The organism is Echinicola vietnamensis DSM 17526, from assembly GCF_000325705.1.
Classification (GTDB): Bacteria; Bacteroidota; Bacteroidia; order Cytophagales; family Cyclobacteriaceae; genus Echinicola; species Echinicola vietnamensis.
In genome coordinates, this window is record NC_019904.1 from 831,387 (window position 1) to 852,840 (window position 21,454).

Sequence of the window (21,454 nt, forward strand, 5' to 3'; positions counted from 1 at the left end):
AATGGAAGTCCCATCATTTGATATAGATCAAATTCGAACTTTTGCGCTCCGGATTCTGCTCAAGGTCTCCAGGGTAATCCCCAGATAGGAAGCGATATGGGTAAGAGGAATGCGATGGGTAATATCGGGATGTATTTGCAAAAGTTGGTAATATCGCTCATCCGCCCTGCTAAACTGAATCGTATCCAACCGCTCACACAACCCCAGCATGGTCTCCGTGACCACCTTACCGATCAGCCTTTCAAAATCATGGTACTTCTCGGAAAGGCTGTCCACAGTATCTTTTGTAAACTCCAATACGGTGGAATCTTCGACAAACTCCACATAATGAGGGCTTGGCTTGTCACTAAAAAAACTTACCACAGGTGCCATGAACTGGTTTTCGAAGGTAAACCAGTCAGATATGTCCTTCCCGTTTTTCAAATAATAAGCCCTGGAACACCCCTTTACGATCAGGTATCCCTTTTTGGAATATTGCCCTTCGCGCACGACTACCGTTCCCTTCTTAAAGGTCTTGGTTGTCGTATTTGCTATGAATTCCCGTTGACATTCGGGGGATAGCGAGGAATAAGCTGCCCCGATGTTGTCCAAGATTTTTTCGATGTTCAATTTTAAAATAGGCTTTTGTCCCAACCTTAACCTTGGCGAGAACGGTTACATTCTGTTTTACATATACCTATGATTTGGCATACGCTCTAAATTAATAACTTGTAGGAAAAACCGAGCGGGAGACTCCAAAAAAGAAGAAGGCCCCACAACAAGTGGAGCCCCTTTATAAAATTACTTCCCCATAGCAGCAAGCCACAGAGCGCTATTATCGAACAACTTGATACTACTAAATACCAGCTGCTTCTTCGGCATAATCTTCTGTAGGAATGCAGCTGCAGACCAAGTTTCTATCGCCATAGGCAGAATCGATCCTTCGTACGGTTGGCCAGAACTTGCTATTTTTCACGTATTCCAGTGGATAAACCGCTTTTTCTCTGCTGTACGGCATATCCCAAGCGTCACTCATCACCATACCAGCCGTGTGCGGAGCATTTTTCAACACGTTATTTTCCGCATCAGCTTTGCCCTCTTCGATCTCACGGATTTCACCACGGATGGCGATCAGGGCATCACAGAATCTGTCCAGTTCCGCTTTACTTTCGGATTCGGTCGGCTCGATCATCATCGTACCCGCCACTGGGAAAGAAACGGTCGGTGAATGGAATCCATAATCGATCAATCGCTTGGCGATGTCTTCCACTTCTACCCCTACTGCCTTAAATTCCCTGAAATCCACAATCATCTCGTGGGCCGCTCTTCCTTGGGCACCTGTGTAAAGTGTCGGGAAAAACTCGCCAAGACGCGCTTTGATGTAATTGGCATTAAGGATGGCTGTTTGGGTAGCATGCTTCAGGCCTTCCCTGCCCATCATGGCGATGTAGGCGTAGGAAATAGGCAAGATGCTGGCACTGCCGAATGGAGCTGCCGAAATCGCAGAAATCGGCTGTTGGCCTCCCGTCTTCACCAACGGACTGCTTGGCAAAAACTCTTCCAAGTGCTTGGCTACACAGATTGGCCCCATGCCTGGACCACCTCCACCGTGAGGAATGCAGAAGGTTTTGTGTAAATTGAGGTGACACACATCAGCGCCAATGACACCTGGACTGGTCAAGCCTACTTGGGCATTCATATTGGCACCGTCCATATACACCTGACCGCCATTTTCATGGACGATCTGGCACATTTCCCGAATGGCTTCTTCAAACACCCCGTGGGTAGATGGATAAGTCACCAAGAAGGAGGATAGATTTTCTTTATGTTTTTCAGCCTTTTCTTTCAAATCAGCCAAGTCGATATTTCCTTTATCATCGCATTTCACGATCACCACTTTCATACCAGCCATCACGGCTGATGCAGGATTGGTACCGTGGGCAGAAGATGGGATCAAGGCGATATTTCGGTGGCTTTCGCCCCTGCTTTCATGGTAGGCCCTGATGACCATCAATCCGGCAAACTCCCCTTGCGCTCCTGAGTTTGGCTGGAGGGAAGTTTCGGCAAAACCGGTGATCTCCGAAAGCCAGTTTCTCAAATCCTGGAACAAGGCATAATACCCTGCAGCCTGATCTTGCGGCACAAAAGGATGCAGTTGACCAAACTCTGGCCAAGTAACCGGTATCATCTCTGCAGTGGCATTTAGCTTCATCGTACAGGATCCCAGCGAGATCATGGAATGTACCAAAGACAGGTCGCGGTTTTCCAATCGCTTGATGTAACGCAACATCTCATGTTCAGAGTGGAATGCATTAAAAATCATGTGGTCCATGTAGTCGGAAGTCCTTCTGAGGCCATCAGATACTTCAAAGCTGAGATGATCCACCATGGATGCCAAATCTACCACATCGGCACTGGAATGGGTGGTCCTGGCAAAAACTTCAATGATTTCCTGAACGTCCTCCATCGTCTTGGCTTCATCGAATGCCAAGTACACATACCCAGGCTCATAGCGGAAGTTCATTTCATGAGACAATGCAAACGCCTTGATCTTTGACTGCTTCACATCGTCTACTTTGATCTTCAGGGTATCGAAGTAATGCTCATTTTCCTGCTCAAAACCTAATTTAGCCAGGCCCTGGGCAGTCAGCTTAGCAAGCCCATGAATCTTCAGGGCAATATCCTTTAGCCCTTTTGGGCCATGGTAAACCGCGTACATCCCGGCCATTACGGCCAACAATACCTGTGCGGTACAGATGTTGGAAGTAGCCCTTTCACGTTTGATGTGCTGCTCTCGCGTTTGGAGGGCCATCCGGTAGGCTTTGTTTCCGTCTTTATCAACCGAAATACCAATGATTCGGCCAGGCACTTGACGCTTATAAGCATCTTTTGTCGCAAAATATGCCGCATGCGGGCCTCCAAAGCCCATAGGCACCCCAAATCGCTGGGTCGTCCCCACCACCACATCAGCTCCCATCTCACCAGGAGGTGTCAGCAGGGTCAGGGCAAGTAAGTCGGCCGAAAAAGCAGTAGTGACATTATGTTGCTTGGCTTTTTCTACCAATGCTTTATAATCAATGGCTTCCCCTTCAGCATTAGGGTACTGGAGCAGCACGCCATAAAGCTCAGGATCTTCCAGGTTTAGTTCATTCAACGACCCCTCTACCAAGGTCACGCCAATCGGAAGTGCGCGGGTTTTCAGGATTTCCTTGGTCTGGATAAATACCTTTTCATCCACAAAGAACTTCGTCGCCTTTTTCTTGTCCCGAGGGCGGGTAGCAAACAGCATGTTCATGGCCTCTGCAGCAGCAGTACCTTCATCCAGCAGCGAGGCGTTAGCCAATTCCATACCGGTCAGGTCCATTACCATGGTTTGGAAATTCACCAGTGCTTCCAGCCTTCCCTGTGCAATCTCTGCTTGGTAGGGCGTATAAGCCGTATACCATCCTGGATTTTCGAGCACATTTCTCAAAATAACACCTGGTGTGATGGTGTCATAATAGCCCAATCCAATAAATGACTTATAGATTTTATTCTTCGCGGCCATTTTACGGAAATCCTTTAGAAAGGCTGCTTCAGATTTTGCCTCGGGCAGGTTGAGGGGCTGGTCCAGCTGGATGGCTTTCGGAATGGTTTGATCGATCAGCTCATCGATGCTTGAGGCACCGATTTTTGAGAGCATCTCCGACACATCGTTGGCGGAGGGGCCATTATGGCGATCTTCAAACTTTACGGAGGGGGTCAAATCAATTTTCATAGTCCAGATAATGCGTAATATACTTGGGTAATATTCCTCTTTTCGTACAGATGTGCAAAGGTATAAATTATTGACCGATAATGATTTTCTTTTCCAAATTTTCTACGGTCTTGGAAGGGGGATTTTAAGGAAGATGGCCGCTGGTAAGGGAAAGAACGGAGGGGAAAGGTATATTGCTTGGTTTTCGAAAAAGGTAAATCAGTCCCAACGGCACAAATGACCGCTAATTTACCCCAAGATGGCTCCCCCTTCAACTAAAGTTGTATGCGTTTGTCCTGCCATTTCGACGAGCGGTTTGACACATTTAGAAAAATATAGCTAGCTTTAGGGGCAAAATTTACTTACAACTCAAATATAGGCATGAAGAGAAATTATATCTTGGCCACTGCCATGGGCTTAATGCTCTCTTGGCAAGCCACTGCCCAAGGGCAGTCACTGGCAGATCAGTACGCCAGCACCATCAGCGATGCAGATCTAGAAGAATACCTTTCCTATTTGGCTTCGGACGAACTGGAAGGAAGAGAAACAGGTGAAAAAGGCCAAAAACTGGCAGCCGAATACCTGACCGCTTTTTATCAGGACCTTGGCCTTGAAGGGCCAGTAAACGGCAAATACACGCAACCATTTTCCTTGGCAAGTGTTTCTTATGGAGACATTGACCTGAAAGTGGGCAAGCAAAAACTGGTCAACAACGAGGACTTTGTTTTCATCGGTGATGGAGATGTCAAAAGGGAAAAGTCCGAACTCGTTTTTCTGGGCCTTGCCAATGAAGAAAACCTCGAAAAAGTGGACGTTAAAGACAAGTTCGTCGGATTGTGGGCCATCGGCCAGCGAGCAGGAGGACTGATGGACCAAATTTGGGAAGCCGGAGCCAAGGGCATCATCGTGGTGACCATGGAAGGCCAATCCAACTTTGACCGCTTGGCCAACCGCTACAAGTCACTCAGCGGAAAGGGCCGTTTGGGCTTTGACAAACCGACCGAGCAAAAACCGGTGTTCTTGGTAAGCTCTGATAAAATGGCGAGTCTCTTCGAGAAATCGGTAGAAGAGCTTAAAGAAGCAGCCAAAGACGATCCTGCAAGCGTTCCATCCCAAAAAGTACGCTTCAAGATCGAAAAGAACAAAGAAATGGTAGGCACCGAAAATGTGATGGGCTACCTAGAAGGCACCGATAAGAAGGAGGAGGTATTGGTGATCTCTTCGCACTACGACCATATTGGCATCAATAGCAAGGGAGAAATCAACAATGGCGCCGATGATGATGGCTCCGGCACGGTTTCCGTTATGGAGATTGCCCAAGCCTTTGCCTCTGCTGCCAAAGAAGGGCACCGTCCCAGAAGGTCTGTATTGTTCCTTAACGTTACGGGAGAAGAAAAAGGCCTGTTAGGCTCTCAATACTATACCGAAAACCCCATTTTCCCACTGGAAAACACCGTGAACAACCTTAACATTGACATGGTGGGAAGAATTGATTATGAATACCAAGAGGCCAATAACCAGGATTACGTATACGTGATCGGTTCGGAGATGCTGGCTTCACAGTTGAAAACCATCATCGAATACAATAATATCACGCACACGGATTTGATCTTGGATTACCGCTATGATGCAGAAGATGACCCGAACAGGTTCTATTACCGTTCTGATCATTACAACTTCGCCAAGCACAATATCCCAGTAGCGTTCTTTTTCAATGGGGTGCACGATGACTATCACCAGCCTACAGACACCGTGGACAAGATTGAATTTGACTTGATGGAAAAAAGGGTCAAGCTGATTTTCTATACCGCTTGGGACTTGGCCAATAGAGACAAAAGAACGCCAGTGGACGGCAGCAACGACCGCGGAGAGCGATAACATTAAGGATATAGGCAAAAAGCCTGTTGCCAAAAGTAAAAATCCGCAGCATTTAACGTGCTGCGGATTTTTTTTGATGAGTTGGCTGCTGTCCCGACGTCTCTGGCACGGTACTGCAAAAGCTGAGTATTCAGACTCATCACCATAATTATCTTTATCCACTTTTAACTTGAAATTTAACGGAACATACGCTACTGAGTCAGAGACTCAAAACTCCTCTGTACTGGGGCAGAGACCCAGCACAACTCGGGGAATAAAGGGCGAAGATTTAAAGCCTGATGCCAAAAGTAAAAAAACCGCAGCATTTAACGTGCTGCGGATTTTTTTGATGAATAGGCTGCTGTCCCGACGTCTCTGACGCGGTACTGCTAAAGCTGAGTATCCAGACTCATTACCCTAATTATCTTTATCCACTTTTAACTTGAACTTTAACGGAACATTCGCTACTGAGTCAGAGACTCAAGACTTAATACTCATGACTCAAGACTACTAAATCCCCTACCGTTTGCCTCCTTTTTTCTTCATCTGGTTACGGTTTCTTTTGGCCTTGCTGTTTTTGTTGCCGCGGACTTTTTTCTTTTCAGGATTATAATGCGGATTGGTATTGGCACGGACCTTTTTCTCGTGGAAGGCCCCTTTGAAAGTAGGGTCAGCTTTTTGCCGTTGCTTGTCGATTTCCCGGTCGTAAGCCTGTTTTTCAGCAAAAGGCGTATCGGCAATGCGCACCTCCTTGGGAATAGGTTCCTCGGGCACCTCCATGCGGATAATCTCCTCGATCCGCCCAAAATGGTATTCCTCTGCCGGGTTGACAAAGGTAAAGGCGGCCCCTTCCTGCTCTGCCCGCCCCGTACGTCCCACACGGTGGACATAGTCCTCATAGATCAGCGGCACATCAAAATTCACCACGTGGCTGACCATGCTGATGTCCAGCCCTCTGGCCGCTACGTCCGTGGCCACAAGGATCCGCACATCGCCGGACTTGAAGTCATCCACTGAATTGATTCGGGTATTTTGGCCCTTGTTGGCATGGATCACGCGGATTTCACCGTGTTTCCTACGTTCAAGGTATTGGTAAACCGCTTCGGCATTTTTGCGGGATTTGGTAAAGACGATCACCCGGTTGATTTCCTCGTTCTGCAGCAGGTGATCCAGCAGGGTGATCTTGGTCTTGAGGTTGGGGACAAAATACTTGGTTTGCGCCACCGTATCTGCCGTGGTCGCTTGGAGCGCTATTTCGATCCGCTCGGGAAACTCCAAAAACTCGTGCGATATCCGTTCTACCCGTTCTGAAAAAGTAGCCGAAAAAAGCATGTTTTGCCGCTTCACCGGGATCACTTCCAAGATAGACCTGATCTGCGGCATAAATCCCATGTCCATCATCTTGTCCGCCTCGTCCATGACCATGGTTTTGATATTGCGGACGAAGAGCTCTCCTTTGCTATAAATATCCATAAACCGACCCGGTGTGGCGATGATAATATCCACCCCTGCACGAATTTTTTCGATCTGTGGTGTCGGCCCGACCCCTCCGTAAAGGCAGGCATACCGCAAGTCGGTATATTTGCCCAAGGTCAAAATAGCCTGCTCGATCTGAATCACCAGTTCCCGCGTAGGGGCCAAGATCAAGGCCCTGGCATGTTCACCTTGTGCATATTTGGTCTTCATCAACAGCGGCAGCACATAAGCAGCAGTCTTTCCTGTACCGGTCTGGGCAATTCCCAAGATGTCCTGTCCGGCCAGCGCCAGCGGAATGGTCTTTTCCTGAATGGGGGTGGGTTTGGTATACCCCGCCTCTTTCACCGCTTCCAAAAGCTGCTTGTTCAATTTAAAATTTTCGAAAGACTGCGGGCTATCAGACATGATTTATTAATTTTAGCTTCAAATAGATTTAGGACAGTTCTACTCCTACAAATTTCAATATAATTAAGATATGAAGAAGCGTATATTGATCACTGATGCAAATATAGTAAATGAAGGTAAGATTATCCGTGGCGATGTCTATATACAAGACGGATTGATTTTCGCCGCGGGCGGAAATCTGAAAGATTTTAAGGAAGAAGCCGACATTACCATAGACGCAGCGGGGAAATATCTGCTTCCTGGCTTGATAGACGACCAGGTGCACTTCCGTGAGCCGGGCCTAACACATAAAGCTGAAATCTACACAGAAGCCAAGGCCGCTGTGGCCGGAGGGGTCACCACGTTCATGGAAATGCCCAATACGGTCCCTCAAGCCACTACCTTAGCCCTTCTGGAGGAAAAATATACGATTGCTGCCGAAAAATCACTGGCCAATTACTCTTTTTACCTCGGCGCCACCAATGACAACTTGGACGAACTCCTCAAGGCAGACCCCTCCAAGATCTGTGGCATCAAGGTATTCCAAGGCTCTTCCACGGGAAATATGCTGGTGGACAACCAAGAAACGCTGGAGGGCATTTTCGAAAAATGTGAGATGCTGATTGCCACACACAGTGAAAATGACGACATCATCAAGGCAAACCTGGAAAAATACCGTGGGGAATACGGAGATGACATTCCCGTAAAATTCCACCCTAAAATCCGTTCAGCAGAAGCTTGCTATGATGCTTCCAAGCGGGTAGTGGACCTGGCCAGGAAGTACGGCACCAAACTCCACATCCTCCACATCAGCACTGCCAAAGAGGTCATGCTTTTTGACAACACCCTTCCATTGGCGGAAAAACGCATCACCGCCGAAGCCTGTATCCACCATATGTGGTTTTCTGAAGAAGATTACGATAAAAAGGGCACATTGATCAAGTGGAACCCTGCCGTAAAAACCGCCGAAGACCGTGAAGAAATCCTAAATGGAGTGCTGGACGATCACATCGATGTCATTGCTACGGACCATGCGCCACATACCTTGGAAGAAAAGGACAATCCGTACACCAAAGCACCGTCCGGCGGCCCATTGGTGCAGCACAGCTTGGTGGCCCTGCTCGAAATGTACCATCAAGGGAAAATCACATTGGAGCAAATCGTCCAAAAGGCCTGTCATAATGTCGCTATTCTGTTTGAAATTGATAAAAGAGGCTATATCCGTCCCGGCTATCACGCTGACATGGTACTGGTGGATTTGGATTCCCCTTGGGAAGTAAAAAAGGAAAACATCCTCTCCAAATGTGGTTGGTCTCCCTTTGAAGGGCAGGTCTTCCAGTCAAAAGTCACCCATACCATCGTTTCCGGACATATTGCGTACGAAAATGAGACATTCGATGAATCACAAAAAGGCCAACGGCTTAAATTTTCCAGAAAATAATTAGCGCTAGCTATTGTTTGAAAAAAAACCGTGTATTACCTTTGCAGTCCATTCAGGGAAAAGACCAGAATACATCCTTAAATATGGTGGTTGTAGCTCAGCTGGTTAGAGCGCTGGTTTGTGGCACCAGAGGTCGTCGGTTCGAACCCGATCTTCCACCCCAAAACCCCTCATAATGAGGGGTTTTTCTTTTTTAACACCAGGCAAGGAACTATTTCGGCATACTATTTGTCGGAAGAATGTATCATCAAAACAGTGCAGTAATGTTTACATTATTCAAACAACGAACGGCCTTTCCAAAGGCGAAACCAGTAAATTTGAAGGATATTCAAATGTATATGGCAAAATTCGAAGAATCGCTGAAAAACTTCGATGAGGTACAAAAAGAAAACGTTAAATCAATTACCAGATAATAGTAAAAAGGTCACAATTTAGTGACCTTTATTTTTTTACATTTTATTTTTCTTTTCGCAGTATTAAGGTATTTTTAGTAAACACTCTAAAACCACTTTTAACTGCAAAAAACTAATGAGCTACATCCATTTTGATAAGACGGAATTAATCAACCTTAATTATTCGCTCGAAAAAGAAACCATTCGTTCCAATCGGTCGGGATGCTACACCAGCACCACCATCATAGGATGTAACACCAGAAAATACCATGGCCTGCTCGTGGCTCCCCAGCCACAAATCGACTCGCAGCTCCATGTATTATTGTCCACCATTCACGAAACGGTCATCCAGCGTGGCGCCAGCTTTAACCTGGGCATTTGTAAATACCCCGGCACTTACGCTCCGAGAGGCCATAAATACTTGGAAGACTACAGTTCCGAGCCGATCCCAAAGCTCACCTACCGGGTAGGAGGGGTAGTTTTACAAAAAGAAATCATCCTCGACACCACTGCAGACCGGATGATGATCAAGTACACCCTGCTGGACGCCCATTCACCCACCACTTTAAGGCTAAGCCCGTTTTTGGCCTTTAGGGGCTATCATTCCCTCTCCAAAGCCAATACTTACGTAAACAAGAAATACCAAAAGGTGGCAAACGGACTGGAATTTAAGCTTTATGACGCCTACTCCCCCCTTTCCCTCCAGCTATCCAAGAAGAACGATTTCATCGCCGTTCCCGATTGGTATTATGACATCGAGTACATCAGGGAAAAGGAGCGAGGCTACGATTTTCTGGAAGACCTGTATGTACCGGGCTATTTTGAATTTCCGATTGAAAAAGGAGAATCGGTTATTTTTGCTGCCGGACTGGAGGAAGCAGATCCGAAGGCCTTGGCAGAAGCCTTTGACAGGGAACTGAAAAGAAGAACCCCAAGGGACAATTTTGAAAACTGCCTTAAAAATGCCGCTGGCCAATTTATCAGCCGCCGCGGCGACGAGACCAGGGTCATTGCCGGCTACCCGTGGTTTGGCTGGTGGGGAAGGGATACCTTGATTGCCATACCCGGGCTCACCCTGACACAAGGCGATTACACGACCTTTAAAGAGGTCATGCGCACCCTTTCCCAAGACATCAAAGGCGCCATGTTTCCCAACATAGGAAGCGGGGGCCAATTTAACATGAACACCTTGGATGCGCCATTGTGGTATTTCTGGGCTTGGCAGCAATACGAAGCCTACACGGAGGATCGCAAAACTGTCACTGAACACTACCTTCCCAAATTAAAAGGCATCATCGATGGCCTCATGGCCGGAAGTGACTTTAACATCCATATGCAGGAAAACGGTCTGCTTTACGGCGGCCAAGAAGGCATTGCCCTGACGTGGATGGATGCGGTCACCAGCGATGGCCCGGTCACCCCGAGAATAGGCTGCCCCGTAGAGATCAATGCGCTTTGGTACAATGCACTCTGCTATTATCACGAGCTTACCCAAGAAGCCTTTGCCAAAGAGCTAGCCGAAAAAGTAAAAGCCGCTTTCATTGAGGCGTTTTGGGATAAAGAAAAAGGATACCTCGCGGATGTGGTCGACGGCCGGCACAAGGACTGGTCCATCCGTCCCAACATGGTATTTGCCACTTCCCTGCCTTACAGCCCACTGGATGATATCCAAAAAGCGGAAGTCCTGGAAACCATCAAGTCTTACCTCCTCACGCCAAGGGGGCTGAGAACACTCGCCCCTGGCAATGCTGCTTATAAAGGCTATTACCAAGGCAACCAATACCAGCGGGACAATGCTTATCACCAAGGAACGGCCTGGCCTTGGCTCCTTGGCCACTTTGTGGAAGGTTATCTAAAAATTCACGGCAAAGCCGGCAAAAGCATGATACAAAAGTTGATCAAAGGTTTTGACGACACCATGTCCCAGTATGGGATTGGCTCCATTGCGGAGATTTATGACGGGGATCCGCCCCACAGACCAAAAGGAGCTATTTCACAAGCATGGAGCGTCGGAGAACTCCTCCGGATCATGCATCTAGTTAATCACTATTAAACGTCACTTTTTATGAAGGTATTAATGTTTGGATGGGAATTTCCACCACATATTTCCGGTGGATTGGGCACAGCCTGTTATGGGCTACTGAAAGGAATGTCACATTTTGATCATGAAGTGATTTTCGTCGTCCCTAAGCTATATGGAGATGAAGATCCCTTAGCTGATTTTGTAAATGCAAGTGACGTAGAGATCGATTATAGAGAACAACGATTCAAACAGATTTGGAAAAACCTTACTTACTTGGAAGTAAGCTCCTTTTTAATACCTTATTTGGGACCGGAAGAATATGCACGCTTTACCGATAAAGCCCTGCATGACCGCACCGATGTGGACGAAAGCATTTTCGCCAACAAATTTTCGTTCACCGGAAAATACACCAAAGACCTGATCATGGAAGTGTCACGCTACGCCTTGGTGGCGGGGCAAATTGCCAAAAACAAAGAGCATGACATCATCCATGCGCACGATTGGCTGTCCTTTCCTGCCGGCATAGCTGCCAAAAAAATAAGCGGCAAACCACTGGTAGTACATGTCCACGCCACGGAATTTGACCGCTCCGGAGAGCACGTAAACCAGCGCGTATACGATATCGAGCGATCGGGAATGGAAATGGCCGATAAAATCATCGCGGTCAGCCACCTCACGAAGAAGACGATCATTTCTCGCTACGGTATTCCTGAGGAAAAGATCACCGTCATCCACAATGCCGTCCTGGACACCAGCATCATCACCAGCACGGCTACCAAAAAAGTACCGGAGAAAATAGTGACTTTTCTCGGCAGGATCACCTTCCAAAAAGGCCCTGAATACTTTATCGAAGCAGCAAACAAAGTCCTCAAAAAAGACGACAATGTACGTTTCGTAATGGCAGGATCTGGCGACCTGATGAACCGGATGATCGACCGTGTGGCAGAGCTGCGCATCGCCACAAAATTCCATTTCACGGGATTTCTCAGAGGAGGAGATGTGGATCAGATGTTTGCCATCAGTGACGTATATGTCATGCCTTCTGTATCGGAGCCGTTTGGCATCTCTCCATTGGAAGCCGTCCGATACAATACACCCGTCATCATCTCCAAACAATCCGGAGTGGCAGAAGTCCTTACCAACGCCCTCAAAATTGATTTTTGGGATATAGACGCCATGGCGGATGCCATATTTGCCCTGCTTCATTACGGGGGCATATCCACCATGTTCCGACAGTGCGGAAGCGAAGAGCTCAAAAAGATGAAATGGGAACATGTCGCTGAAAAAATCTTCGCCCTTTATGATAAAACTTTAACTGTAACACATTCATGAGAACCATTTGTTTTTATTTCCAGGTCCACCAGCCGTATCGGCTAAAACCTTATCGATTCTTTGATATTGGCGAAGACCATCATTATTGGGACGATTTTGCCAACAAAAGCATAATGCGGAAAGTAGCTGAAAAATGCTACTTGCCCATGAATGCCCTACTGCTCGAATTAATAGAAAAGTATCAAGGCCAGTTTAAGGTCAGCTTTTCCCTGTCGGGAGTATTTATGGATCAAATGGAAGAATATGCACCTGATGTCTTGGAGAGCTTCCAGAAACTCGTGGCCACCGGGCATGCAGAACTGCTAAATGAAACCTATGCCCATGCCCTTTCGGCACTGAAAAGCAAAGACGAATTTCATGACATGGTGCGTGCTCAGCAGGAAAAAGTCAAAAAGCTCTTTAACGGATATACTCCCAAAGTATTTCGAAATACCGAGTTGATCTACTCGGATATTATCGGGGAGATGGTAGCCGAACTGGGATATGAAGCCATCCTGACCGAAGGCGCCAAGCATATCTTGGGCTGGAAAAGTCCCAATTATGTGTATTGCAATGCCATCGAACCCAAATTAAAGGTGTTGCTGAAAAACTTCCGCCTCAGTGATGACATTGCTTTTCGCTTTGGGGAAAAGGCATGGGCCGACTGGCCGCTTACTACAGACAAGTTCGTCAACTGGATCAATCAAATCCCCCAGGAAGAAGAAGTCATCAATTTATTTATGGATTATGAAACCTTTGGGGAGCACCAGTGGGCTGAGAGTGGAATTTTTGAGTTTATGCGCCATCTACCCGATGCGGTGCTCAACCAATCCAACTTCACCTTTTCCACCCCTTCAGAGGTCGTAGCAGAAGCCACTCCTGTCGGCAAAATACACGTCCCCGTTCCCATTTCCTGGGCAGATGAAGAGCGTGACCTTACCGCTTGGCTGGGCAACGACCTTCAGGATGAAGCCTTTGATCGCCTTTATGAATTAGAACCTTTGGTCAGGCAATCTCAAGATCCGCAAATCCAAAAAGACTGGAAATACCTTCAGACCAGTGACCACTTCTATTATATGTGTACCAAATTCTTTTCTGATGGTGATATTCACGCCTATTTTAGTCCGTACGAAAGCCCTTACGAGGCATTTATCAACTTCATGAATGTCCTGAGCGACTTTATGCTGCGGCTGAAAAAAGAACAAAATGCCTCCCTTCCGAAAGCTTAGCGCGGTTTAAAAAATGTAAATAAAAAAATCCCCGGTATGACTACCGGGGATTTTTCATTTAATCCTATTCAGAATCCAAAGGCACTACACCTCCACTCCTTCCACATTCTTAAAGTAAACTTGCTTATCAGCATCCAAGTCCACCAGAACGGCTGCATCATTCTTGATGTATCCGCTGAGGATCTGTTTGGACAGTTCATTTAAGACCAAACGCTGCATGGTTCGTTTAAGGGGCCTCGCGCCAAACTGCGGATCGAAACCGACTTCTCCGAGGTAATCAAGCACTTCTTTGGTGGCATCGATTTCGATGCCTGAATCTGCCAAACGGTGCTGGATTTCTTTCCATTGGATATCCACAATTTTTCGGGTAATCTCCCTGCTCAGTGGCTCAAACATGATGGTCTCATCAATCCTGTTCAAGAACTCCGGACGAACAGACTGCTTCAACAGCTCAAACACTTCTTTTTTGGTATCCTCCATCACCTGCTCCTTGTTCCAATCCTCTATTGCTGCAAACCGCTCTTGGATCAGTTGCGAACCGATATTGGTCGTCAGGATGATGATGGTATTTTTGAAATTGGCCATCCGACCTTTATTGTCTGTCAACCTACCATCATCCAGCACTTGCAGCAAGATATTGAACACATCGGGATGGGCTTTTTCGATCTCATCCAAAAGAATAACCGAATAAGGCTTTCTCCTAACCGCCTCGGTCAGCTGCCCACCTTCATCATAGCCCACATAACCGGGAGGCGCTCCGACCAACCTGCTGACCGCATGCCTTTCCTGGTACTCGGACATGTCAATCCTCACCATGGCATTGTCATCATTGAAGAGGTATTCTGCCAGGGCCTTGGCCAGTTCTGTCTTACCCACACCAGTGGTCCCCATGAAAATAAAGGATCCAATCGGCCGTTTAGGATCTTGCAGTCCTGCCCGGCTTCTACGCACGGCATCGGAAAGCGCTGCAATGGCCTCTTGCTGACCGGCCACTCGTTTGCCTAGCTCATCCTCCAGGTGAAGGAGTTTTTCCCGCTCACTTTCGAGCATTCTGGACAAAGGAATCCCCGTCCACTTGGCCACCACGGCCGCCACATCTTCAGCATCCACTTCCTCCTTCAGCAAGGGCGAACCCTCCTGCATCTCTTGCAGCTGCTGCTTAAACGACTCTAGCTTTTGCTCACTTTCGCTGATTTTTCCATAACGGATCTCCGCTACCTTTCCAAAATCTCCTGCTCGTTCTGCTTGCTCTGCTTCCAGCTTAAACTTATCAATATTTTCCTTTTCACGCTGGATGCCCATAATTACAGCCTTTTCGCTTTCCCATTTGGCCTTCACGGCTTGGCGCTTCTCGGACAATTCTGCAAGTTCTTTGCTCAGCACGGCTTCCTTGTCTTTGTTTTTCTCTCGACGGATGGCTTCCCGTTCGATCTCCAATTGCATGATCCTCCTGTTCAGCTCGTCCAGCTCCTGCGGAAGGGAGTCAATTTCCATCCGCAACTTGGCCGCCGCCTCATCCATTAAGTCAATGGCCTTGTCAGGCAAGAATCGATCAGAAATATAACGTTGCGAAAGCTCTACTGCGGAAATTACCGCATCATCCTTGATCCTCACCCCATGGTGAAGCTCGTACTTATCCTTAATACCCCTTAAGATGGAAATGGCATCGGCAGCATCCGGTTCATCCACCATTACTGCTTGAAACCTTCGCTCCAGGGCCTTATCCTTTTCGACGTACTTTTGGTACTCCTTGAGGGTCGTCGCTCCAATGGCATGCAGCTCACCCCTGGCCAAGGCAGGCTTCAGCAAGTTAGCAGCATCCATGGCGCCTTCACCGCCGCCACCGGCTCCGATCAAGGTGTGGATCTCATCGATAAATAAGATAATCTCTCCATCCGAATCGGTCACCTCCTTGATCACTGCTTTTAACCTCTCTTCAAATTCACCCTTGTATTTGGCACCTGCCACCAGCAATCCCATGTCCAACGAGATCAAGGTTTTGGATTTAAGGTTTTCGGGAACATCTCCACTGACAATGCGTTGTGCCAGGCCTTCCACAATAGCCGTCTTACCCACACCCGGCTCACCAAGAAGAATAGGGTTGTTCTTGGTTCTTCTGGCCAAAATCTGTAACACCCTCCTGATCTCCTCATCACGGCCGATAACAGGGTCGATTTTGCCCTTTTTGGCCAATTCGTTTAGGTTTTTGGAGTATTTTTCCAAAGACCTATATTTAGCTTCTGCGTTTTGATCGGTCACTTTATTTCCTTGTCTTAGTTCTTTGATTGCTTCAATCAGCCCTTTCTCCGTCACCCCTTGGTCCTTGAGCAGTTGGGCAGATTTATCACTACCAGAAAGTATCCCCAGCAGCAAATGTTCGACCGCCACAAACTCATCTCCAAAGGTCTTCAAATAACTTTTAGCCTTGGTCAACGCCTGATTCCCGGCATTGGAAAGATAGGGTTGCTGCCCGCTGACCTTTGGAAAGGATTGGATGATTTCTTCCAATTTCTGGGAAACCAACTTCTTGTTGACACCCAGTTTTTTGAAAACAAAATCAACCACACTTTCATCCTCAGAAAGAATACCCTTTAGCACGTGAGCCGGCTCTATGGCCTGCTGCTGCTCGGCCATACAAAGCTCAGCGGCCTTTTGTATAGCCTCCTGCGATTTGATTGTAAATTGCTTAAAATCCATTTTATCTATTGCTTATTTTTTTCAAATTTTCCATGAGCATCTTGCTCTGTCCTACATTTATCAAATCCAGCACCAATCCAAAAAAAACCGATTTTTCGGAAAAAATGTCCGAATAAACTGAACAAATACACATTTTTAGGACTTTTTGACAGTAAAATTGCATCATCAAAGGATTACTGTCCGGTCATTTGTCACTCGCCAAATTTCCTTGCCGCCTCCATTCCGCAACACTCCCTTTTTTGGAATTAAAAAATAGAAGCCACTAAGTCACCAAGACACTAAGGTATTTGTTGAAAAAACTGTTGTTCCGACAGCTGCGCAGCGGAACTAGGGGCCAATAGTTTTTAACTCAACAGAACCCGCATGGCTTATTCCTTTGGAAGACAAATCGGCTCGCAGTGTTTATTTGTAAATCGAACTCAGGCTAATAAATGCCTTTGGCCTAGCTTGACACACAGGGCGAACGCATTTAAAAAAGTATCCCAGTTTGAATATATCTGCTGTTCCTATGGAATTTAACTTCATATGCTTTATTGGACTTTCCTACTTTTCCCCCCGAAAGCTTTCAGGGCAGGCTATTGATGAAAAAGTAGGAAAAAAATCTAGGCCAAGGAGCATTCTTCAAATTAAGTGGTTGGATTTGCGAGTACGAATTCGGTTGCCTTAATTTGATTTTGTGCCAGTTGCTATGGGCTAAAAACGAGTGGATCTCGCTTGTCCACTGCGCGAGCTAACTCATTTTCTTAAAGCCCCCATCAACTGTCCCAAAACCGAATGCTCCAAAGGCCGAATAATGGACTCAAAGCGAATACTTCCTTTCTCCGCGGCTAAATATTGCGTTACGGATACATATAAAATTCTTAAATTATTCTCCCCACTTGGGCAGATAGGTGCGGTGGATTATTCGTCCTTTAGACCAATTGATGCCCTTGCTCTTTCAGTATTTGACGGGACAGGCTGCTGCTATTCCTAATGTACAAACTGCGGCTAAGTACCAGCGGCACGATATATTTAGTAACCTGCGGATTCATCCGCAGGAGCTCAAGCTCTCCTCAACCTCCCGAAGGAGTGCCAGTGGCATGGATGATAGCTATGCCTACACGAAAATTGTTCCCCTTCAAAAAACTAAACATGTTTGCCCTGACTTGACACATCTCAACTGTTTTACAATCATATAAATTCCCTACCTTTGCATTATGAAAATGGGTGAGAAAAAGGACATTAGGAAATTAAGCTTGGAGGAACTCCAGGAATTCTTCCTTGCAGAAGGGGACAAAAAGTTTAGGGCCAATCAGGTGTACGATTGGCTGTGGAACAAGTCATTGAAAAACTTTGATGACATGACCAATATCTCCCTGTCCACCCGAGAAATGCTGAAAGCTAATTTCACCATCAACCACCTCAAAGTGGACCTCATGCAGCATTCTTCTGATGGCACCATTAAAAATGCCGTCAAACTCTACGATGACAAGATCGTGGAATCCGTGCTTATTCCCACTTCCAAGCGAATCACCGCCTGCGTGTCCTCTCAGGTAGGTTGCAGCCTTGACTGCAACTTCTGCGCCACCGCCCGACTAAAAAGGATGCGTAACCTTAATCCCGATGAAATTTACGACCAAGTGGTCGCCATCAAAGATGAAGCTGAAAAGTATTTTCAGCGCCCCCTGACCAATATCGTTTTCATGGGCATGGGTGAACCGCTGCTAAACTATGCCAATGTGATCAGTGCGATCGACAAGATCACCGCCCCCGAAGGACTGGGCATGGCAGCGAGAAGGATCACATTATCCACTGTGGGCATTCCCAAAATGATCAAAAAAATGGCAGACGATGAAGTAAAATTCAACTTGGCCATCTCGCTCCATTCTGCCATCAACAGCACCAGAAGCCGCCTGATGCCCATTAACGACAAAAGCCCTGTGGAAGAGTTGGCAGATTCCTTAAAATACTGGTACCACAAGACCCAACGCAAGGTTACGTATGAATATGTGATCTGGGACGGGATCAACGATGATGAAGAACACGCCCTTGCGCTGGCAAAATTCTGCAAACACATCCCCTCCAAAGTCAACATCATCCAGTACAACCCCATCGACGAAGGGGAATTTCGTCAAGCCTCTCAAGAAGCAGTGGACATGTATGTCCGGATCTTGGAGGGCAGGGGAATCGTGGCCAAAGTCAGAAAGTCAAGGGGACAGGACATCGACGCAGCATGCGGTCAACTGGCCAACAAAAATGAAGTCGCTGAAATATAATATTTTAAACACTTATTTGTTCAAAAGCACAACCATTTCTGAATTTTCGTCGTTTGTCAATGAAAAATAGTAGATAGGCTTTTCGACCATTTTTACGTTATAAGTGTTGTTTGGCCTTGTTTTTGGATGTCACAAACTAAACTTTTATACAACTATGAAAAAACTATTATTATTAGGACTGTTTGCCATGACAGTCACTTTCGCACAAGCCCAAAGTGAGGGCGACATCAGACTGCAAATTGGCGGTGATTATGGATTTGACACGGAGTTCTTTGGTCTCAACTTTGGAGGAGAATACCTTATTACCGATAAAATTTCAGCCGCTCCGAACTTTACGATTTACTTCCCAGAAGGAGGAAATGCCAGCACCTTGAACATTGATGCCCGGTACTATTTTACCAGAGACATTCTTCAGTGGTATGGCCTTGTCGGCTTTACAAACAATTGGTGGTCAGCAGAATTTATGGGAGTAAAGGCAAAAGAAAGCAGGGCCGGTGCCAATATTGGCGTGGGTGGAGTATTAAAATTCACCGACAACTTGGCCTTTAATCCGGAGTTAAAATATCAGGCCCAAAATGACGGACAAGCGGTATTCCGTTTTGGACTGGTTTATTTCTTGCCGTAAAATAAATCTGCTAAAATAAACTTTAAACGAGGCTGTCTCATAAATAAATAATCCGTCATCACGAACGGAGTGAAGTGATCTCGATGTGCTTTCATTGCACGTATGACGAGATTGCTTCTTCCGATATCCATCGGAATCGCAATGGCGAGGACTTTTGAGACAGCCTCGTTTTTATTCCTGTTTCCAATCATCCAAAGCATCCTTTACCGAACCGAACTTCAGCAACCTTTCTTTGGCCTGCTCTTCCGCTAGGCCCGTAGCTTCCATGATCATTCGCGTGCCCCGTTCTACTAATTTTTGGTTGGACAGCTGCATATTGACCATCTTATTGCCCTTCACTTTACCGAGTTTGATCATAACAGAAGTAGAGATCATATTGAGCACCAACTTTTGTGCTGTCCCGGATTTCATCCGCGTACTTCCGGTCACAAATTCCGGTCCCACGACCACTTCCACTGGGTATTCGGCCACTTTGGCCAGTGGCGATCCTTCGTTACAGGTAATACAACCGGTAAGCAGACCTTTTTCTCGGGCCGTCTTGACCCCGCCGATGACATAAGGTGTAGTACCGGAAGCCGCAATCCCAATCACCGTATCCAATTCCTGGATGCCGTTGGCCTTTAAATCTTGCCACGATTGGTCAGGATCATCCTCTGCCCGCTCCACTGCTTTCCTAATGGCTGTATCTCCACCGGCAATCAAGCCAATCACCATATCATGCGACACGCCATAGGTCGGCGGGCATTCGGAAGCATCCAAAATCCCCAACCTGCCACTTGTGCCGGCACCAATATAGAACAACCTACCTCCCTGAGCCATACGATCTACGATCTTCTCGATTAACTTCTCTATTGCCGGTAAGGCTTTACTTACGGCCACAGGAACGGTCTGGTCCTCTTTGTTCATATTGGAAATGAGCTCAGCTATGCTCATGTTTTCCAAATTGTCGTAATGCGAACTGCTCTCGGTAGTTTTCATGGGTTTTCCTTATGGTATAGTGTCAGTCCCGCAATGGGACTCTCCAAAATTAAATGCACGTTTATCTGCATGTCGGCGGCGGCCTTGCGCAGAATATCACTGTTATAGAAGGCTACAGAGCCTACGAAGCTCACTTGCTTATCCTGATAGCCTTGGTACCGAGCCACATGCTTTTTGAAAAAGTCCTGAAAAGCATTGTAGTACAACAGGTAACAATATGGCTCTGAGACATGCTCGGTAATAAACCGACAAAAACTGGCCATATACCGCCCGGGGAATGGCTTACGGTAAACGTTATCCTGAATGGTCGCCGCTGTAAGCTGAAACCGCTCCTCTACTTGCTTCCGAAGGGCAACAGGCATTTCATCATGGATAAAATCCTGAAGAAACTTCCTCCCGATATACGTACCGCCCCCTTCATCACCGAGTAAAAAACCAGGTGAAGGACGCGTATCGATGATCGTTTTGCCATCATAATCGCAACTGTTGGAGCCTGTCCCCAGAATACAGGAAATGCCTGGCGCATGCCCGCAAGTCGCCCTTGCTGCTGCCAGCAAATCATGCTCAATCTCAATATGGGCCTTGGAGAATAAATTGCCCAAGGTTTTGGCTACTCCTTGCTTATTTTCGGGCGTAGAGCAGCCTGCTCCATAATAGTAGACGGCCACCACCTCTTCCTTAAGGTTCAGCAAGAACTCGTCATTAAGCTCTGTTGCCATCTCTTCAGGGGTCTGATAGTAAGGATTAAACCCCACCCCCCTAAATTGGCTGACATTACCCTCTTGGTCGATTCCTCGCCAGTCGGTTTTACTCGATCCGCTATCTGCGATTAATATCATCTATCTTCTAATTGACCAATAGGTTCAAATTTATCAAAAACATTTGCCGTATGTGGTGCATCCTGCAATTCTGCCGTCAAGTCCTGCCCCGCCCAATGCTCGTAATGCTTGCCGTTTTTCCAAAGCCTGGAATTGGAAACATCATAGATATACCCCTCAAAAGCTACCCAAATCTCTGGACGATCCTGGCCATTGCGCAGTGCCAGCTGCTGCCTTGTATAAGTTCTCATGC

At 46.8% G+C, this 21,454-nt stretch carries 14 protein-coding genes and 1 tRNA gene; 8 read left to right on the forward strand and 7 right to left on the reverse strand.

The features are described from left to right. Positions 1 to 27: 27 nt before the first annotated feature. Together ECHVI_RS03600 and gcvP are read right to left on the reverse strand one after the other, a co-directional pair. On the reverse strand, positions 28 to 609 hold the full coding sequence (locus ECHVI_RS03600; protein WP_015264585.1) for a Crp/Fnr family transcriptional regulator: 582 nt from the start codon (positions 607 to 609) through the stop codon (positions 28 to 30). Between the two features lie 226 nt (positions 610 to 835). Further along, positions 836 to 3,736: an aminomethyl-transferring glycine dehydrogenase gene (gene gcvP / locus ECHVI_RS03605; RefSeq protein WP_015264586.1), complete on the reverse strand. Its 2,901-nt coding sequence runs from the start codon at positions 3,734 to 3,736 to the stop codon at positions 836 to 838. 360 nt (positions 3,737 to 4,096) lie between these two features. Between gcvP and ECHVI_RS03610 the strand changes: the two genes are divergently transcribed. Beyond that, a complete protein-coding gene (locus ECHVI_RS03610) occupies positions 4,097 to 5,593 on the forward strand; it encodes a M28 family peptidase (protein ID WP_015264587.1) in 1,497 nt (498 codons plus the stop codon). A 498-nt stretch (positions 5,594 to 6,091) separates the two neighbouring features. On the opposite strand, the gene ECHVI_RS03615 is transcribed toward ECHVI_RS03610, so the two are convergent. Continuing rightward, the gene (locus ECHVI_RS03615; protein WP_015264589.1) at positions 6,092 to 7,453 is read right to left on the reverse strand and encodes a DEAD/DEAH box helicase; all 1,362 of its coding nucleotides are present in this window, start codon (positions 7,451 to 7,453) and stop codon (positions 6,092 to 6,094) included. Between the two features lie 70 nt (positions 7,454 to 7,523). Here ECHVI_RS03615 and ECHVI_RS03620 point away from each other — a divergent pair, with 70 nt between their 5' ends. The 5 genes from ECHVI_RS03620 to ECHVI_RS03640 all read left to right on the forward strand — a co-directional run bounded on the left by ECHVI_RS03620 (position 7,524) and on the right by ECHVI_RS03640 (position 13,828). Then, positions 7,524 to 8,873 (forward strand): dihydroorotase, encoded by a 1,350-nt coding sequence (locus ECHVI_RS03620; RefSeq protein ID WP_015264590.1) that lies wholly within the window; start codon positions 7,524 to 7,526, stop codon positions 8,871 to 8,873. An 86-nt stretch (positions 8,874 to 8,959) separates the two neighbouring features. After that, positions 8,960 to 9,036, forward strand: a tRNA-His gene (locus ECHVI_RS03625). A gap of 365 nt (positions 9,037 to 9,401) precedes the next feature. Next, positions 9,402 to 11,318, forward strand: a complete 1,917-nt coding sequence (locus ECHVI_RS03630) for an amylo-alpha-1,6-glucosidase (protein WP_015264592.1) — start codon at positions 9,402 to 9,404, stop codon at positions 11,316 to 11,318. Positions 11,319 to 11,330: 12 nt separating this feature from the next. Further along, on the forward strand, positions 11,331 to 12,620 hold the full coding sequence (locus ECHVI_RS03635; RefSeq protein ID WP_015264593.1) for a glycosyltransferase family 4 protein: 1,290 nt from the start codon (positions 11,331 to 11,333) through the stop codon (positions 12,618 to 12,620). After that, complete coding sequence (locus ECHVI_RS03640; RefSeq protein ID WP_015264594.1) at positions 12,617 to 13,828, forward strand: glycoside hydrolase family 57 protein; 1,212 nt, start codon at positions 12,617 to 12,619, stop codon at positions 13,826 to 13,828. The genes ECHVI_RS03635 and ECHVI_RS03640 overlap by 4 nt, the downstream gene beginning before the upstream one ends. An 84-nt stretch (positions 13,829 to 13,912) precedes the next feature. On the opposite strand, the gene clpB is transcribed toward ECHVI_RS03640, so the two are convergent. Further along, positions 13,913 to 16,525 (reverse strand): ATP-dependent chaperone ClpB, encoded by a 2,613-nt coding sequence (clpB, locus tag ECHVI_RS03645; RefSeq protein ID WP_015264595.1) that lies wholly within the window; start codon positions 16,523 to 16,525, stop codon positions 13,913 to 13,915. Between the two features lie 1,196 nt (positions 16,526 to 17,721). Between clpB and rlmN the strand changes: the two genes are divergently transcribed. Then, positions 17,722 to 18,780, forward strand: a complete 1,059-nt coding sequence (gene rlmN, locus ECHVI_RS03655; RefSeq protein ID WP_015264596.1) for a dual-specificity RNA methyltransferase RlmN — start codon at positions 17,722 to 17,724, stop codon at positions 18,778 to 18,780. A 154-nt stretch (positions 18,781 to 18,934) separates the two neighbouring features. Then, positions 18,935 to 19,405 carry an outer membrane beta-barrel protein gene (locus ECHVI_RS03660; RefSeq protein ID WP_015264597.1) on the forward strand — a complete coding sequence of 157 codons (471 nt, stop codon included), beginning with the start codon at positions 18,935 to 18,937 and terminating at the stop codon, positions 19,403 to 19,405. A 171-nt stretch (positions 19,406 to 19,576) separates the two neighbouring features. Here ECHVI_RS03660 and murQ read toward each other — a convergent pair whose 3' ends face one another. The 3 genes from murQ to ECHVI_RS03680 are packed head-to-tail and all read right to left on the reverse strand — an operon-like array spanning position 19,577 to position 21,452. Continuing rightward, positions 19,577 to 20,383 carry an N-acetylmuramic acid 6-phosphate etherase gene (murQ, locus tag ECHVI_RS03670; protein ID WP_015264599.1) on the reverse strand — a complete coding sequence of 269 codons (807 nt, stop codon included), beginning with the start codon at positions 20,381 to 20,383 and terminating at the stop codon, positions 19,577 to 19,579. Continuing rightward, positions 20,380 to 21,222 carry a hypothetical protein gene (locus ECHVI_RS03675; RefSeq protein ID WP_015264600.1) on the reverse strand — a complete coding sequence of 281 codons (843 nt, stop codon included), beginning with the start codon at positions 21,220 to 21,222 and terminating at the stop codon, positions 20,380 to 20,382. The genes murQ and ECHVI_RS03675 overlap by 4 nt, the downstream gene beginning before the upstream one ends. Continuing rightward, positions 21,219 to 21,452 (reverse strand): cytochrome b5 domain-containing protein, encoded by a 234-nt coding sequence (locus tag ECHVI_RS03680; RefSeq protein ID WP_015264601.1) that lies wholly within the window; start codon positions 21,450 to 21,452, stop codon positions 21,219 to 21,221. Before ECHVI_RS03680 ends, ECHVI_RS03675 begins: the two co-directional genes overlap by 4 nt. Positions 21,453 to 21,454 lie beyond the last annotated feature (2 nt).

Coding starts and splice junctions, on each gene's coding strand:
- gcvP (WP_015264586.1), bottom strand. CDS start 3,736: ATGAAAATTGATTTGACCCCCTCCGTAAAGTTTGAAGATCGCCATAAT.
- ECHVI_RS03675 (WP_015264600.1), bottom strand. CDS start 21,222: ATGATATTAATCGCAGATAGCGGATCGAGTAAAACCGACTGGCGAGGA.
- ECHVI_RS03640 (WP_015264594.1), top strand. CDS start 12,617: ATGAGAACCATTTGTTTTTATTTCCAGGTCCACCAGCCGTATCGGCTA.
- ECHVI_RS03620 (WP_015264590.1), top strand. CDS start 7,524: ATGAAGAAGCGTATATTGATCACTGATGCAAATATAGTAAATGAAGGT.
- ECHVI_RS03615 (WP_015264589.1), bottom strand. CDS start 7,453: ATGTCTGATAGCCCGCAGTCTTTCGAAAATTTTAAATTGAACAAGCAG.
- ECHVI_RS03630 (WP_015264592.1), top strand. CDS start 9,402: ATGAGCTACATCCATTTTGATAAGACGGAATTAATCAACCTTAATTAT.
- clpB (WP_015264595.1), bottom strand. CDS start 16,525: ATGGATTTTAAGCAATTTACAATCAAATCGCAGGAGGCTATACAAAAG.
- ECHVI_RS03635 (WP_015264593.1), top strand. CDS start 11,331: ATGAAGGTATTAATGTTTGGATGGGAATTTCCACCACATATTTCCGGT.
- murQ (WP_015264599.1), bottom strand. CDS start 20,383: ATGAAAACTACCGAGAGCAGTTCGCATTACGACAATTTGGAAAACATG.
- rlmN (WP_015264596.1), top strand. CDS start 17,722: ATGAAAATGGGTGAGAAAAAGGACATTAGGAAATTAAGCTTGGAGGAA.
- ECHVI_RS03680 (WP_015264601.1), bottom strand. CDS start 21,452: ATGAGAACTTATACAAGGCAGCAGCTGGCACTGCGCAATGGCCAGGAT.
- ECHVI_RS03610 (WP_015264587.1), top strand. CDS start 4,097: ATGAAGAGAAATTATATCTTGGCCACTGCCATGGGCTTAATGCTCTCT.
- ECHVI_RS03660 (WP_015264597.1), top strand. CDS start 18,935: ATGAAAAAACTATTATTATTAGGACTGTTTGCCATGACAGTCACTTTC.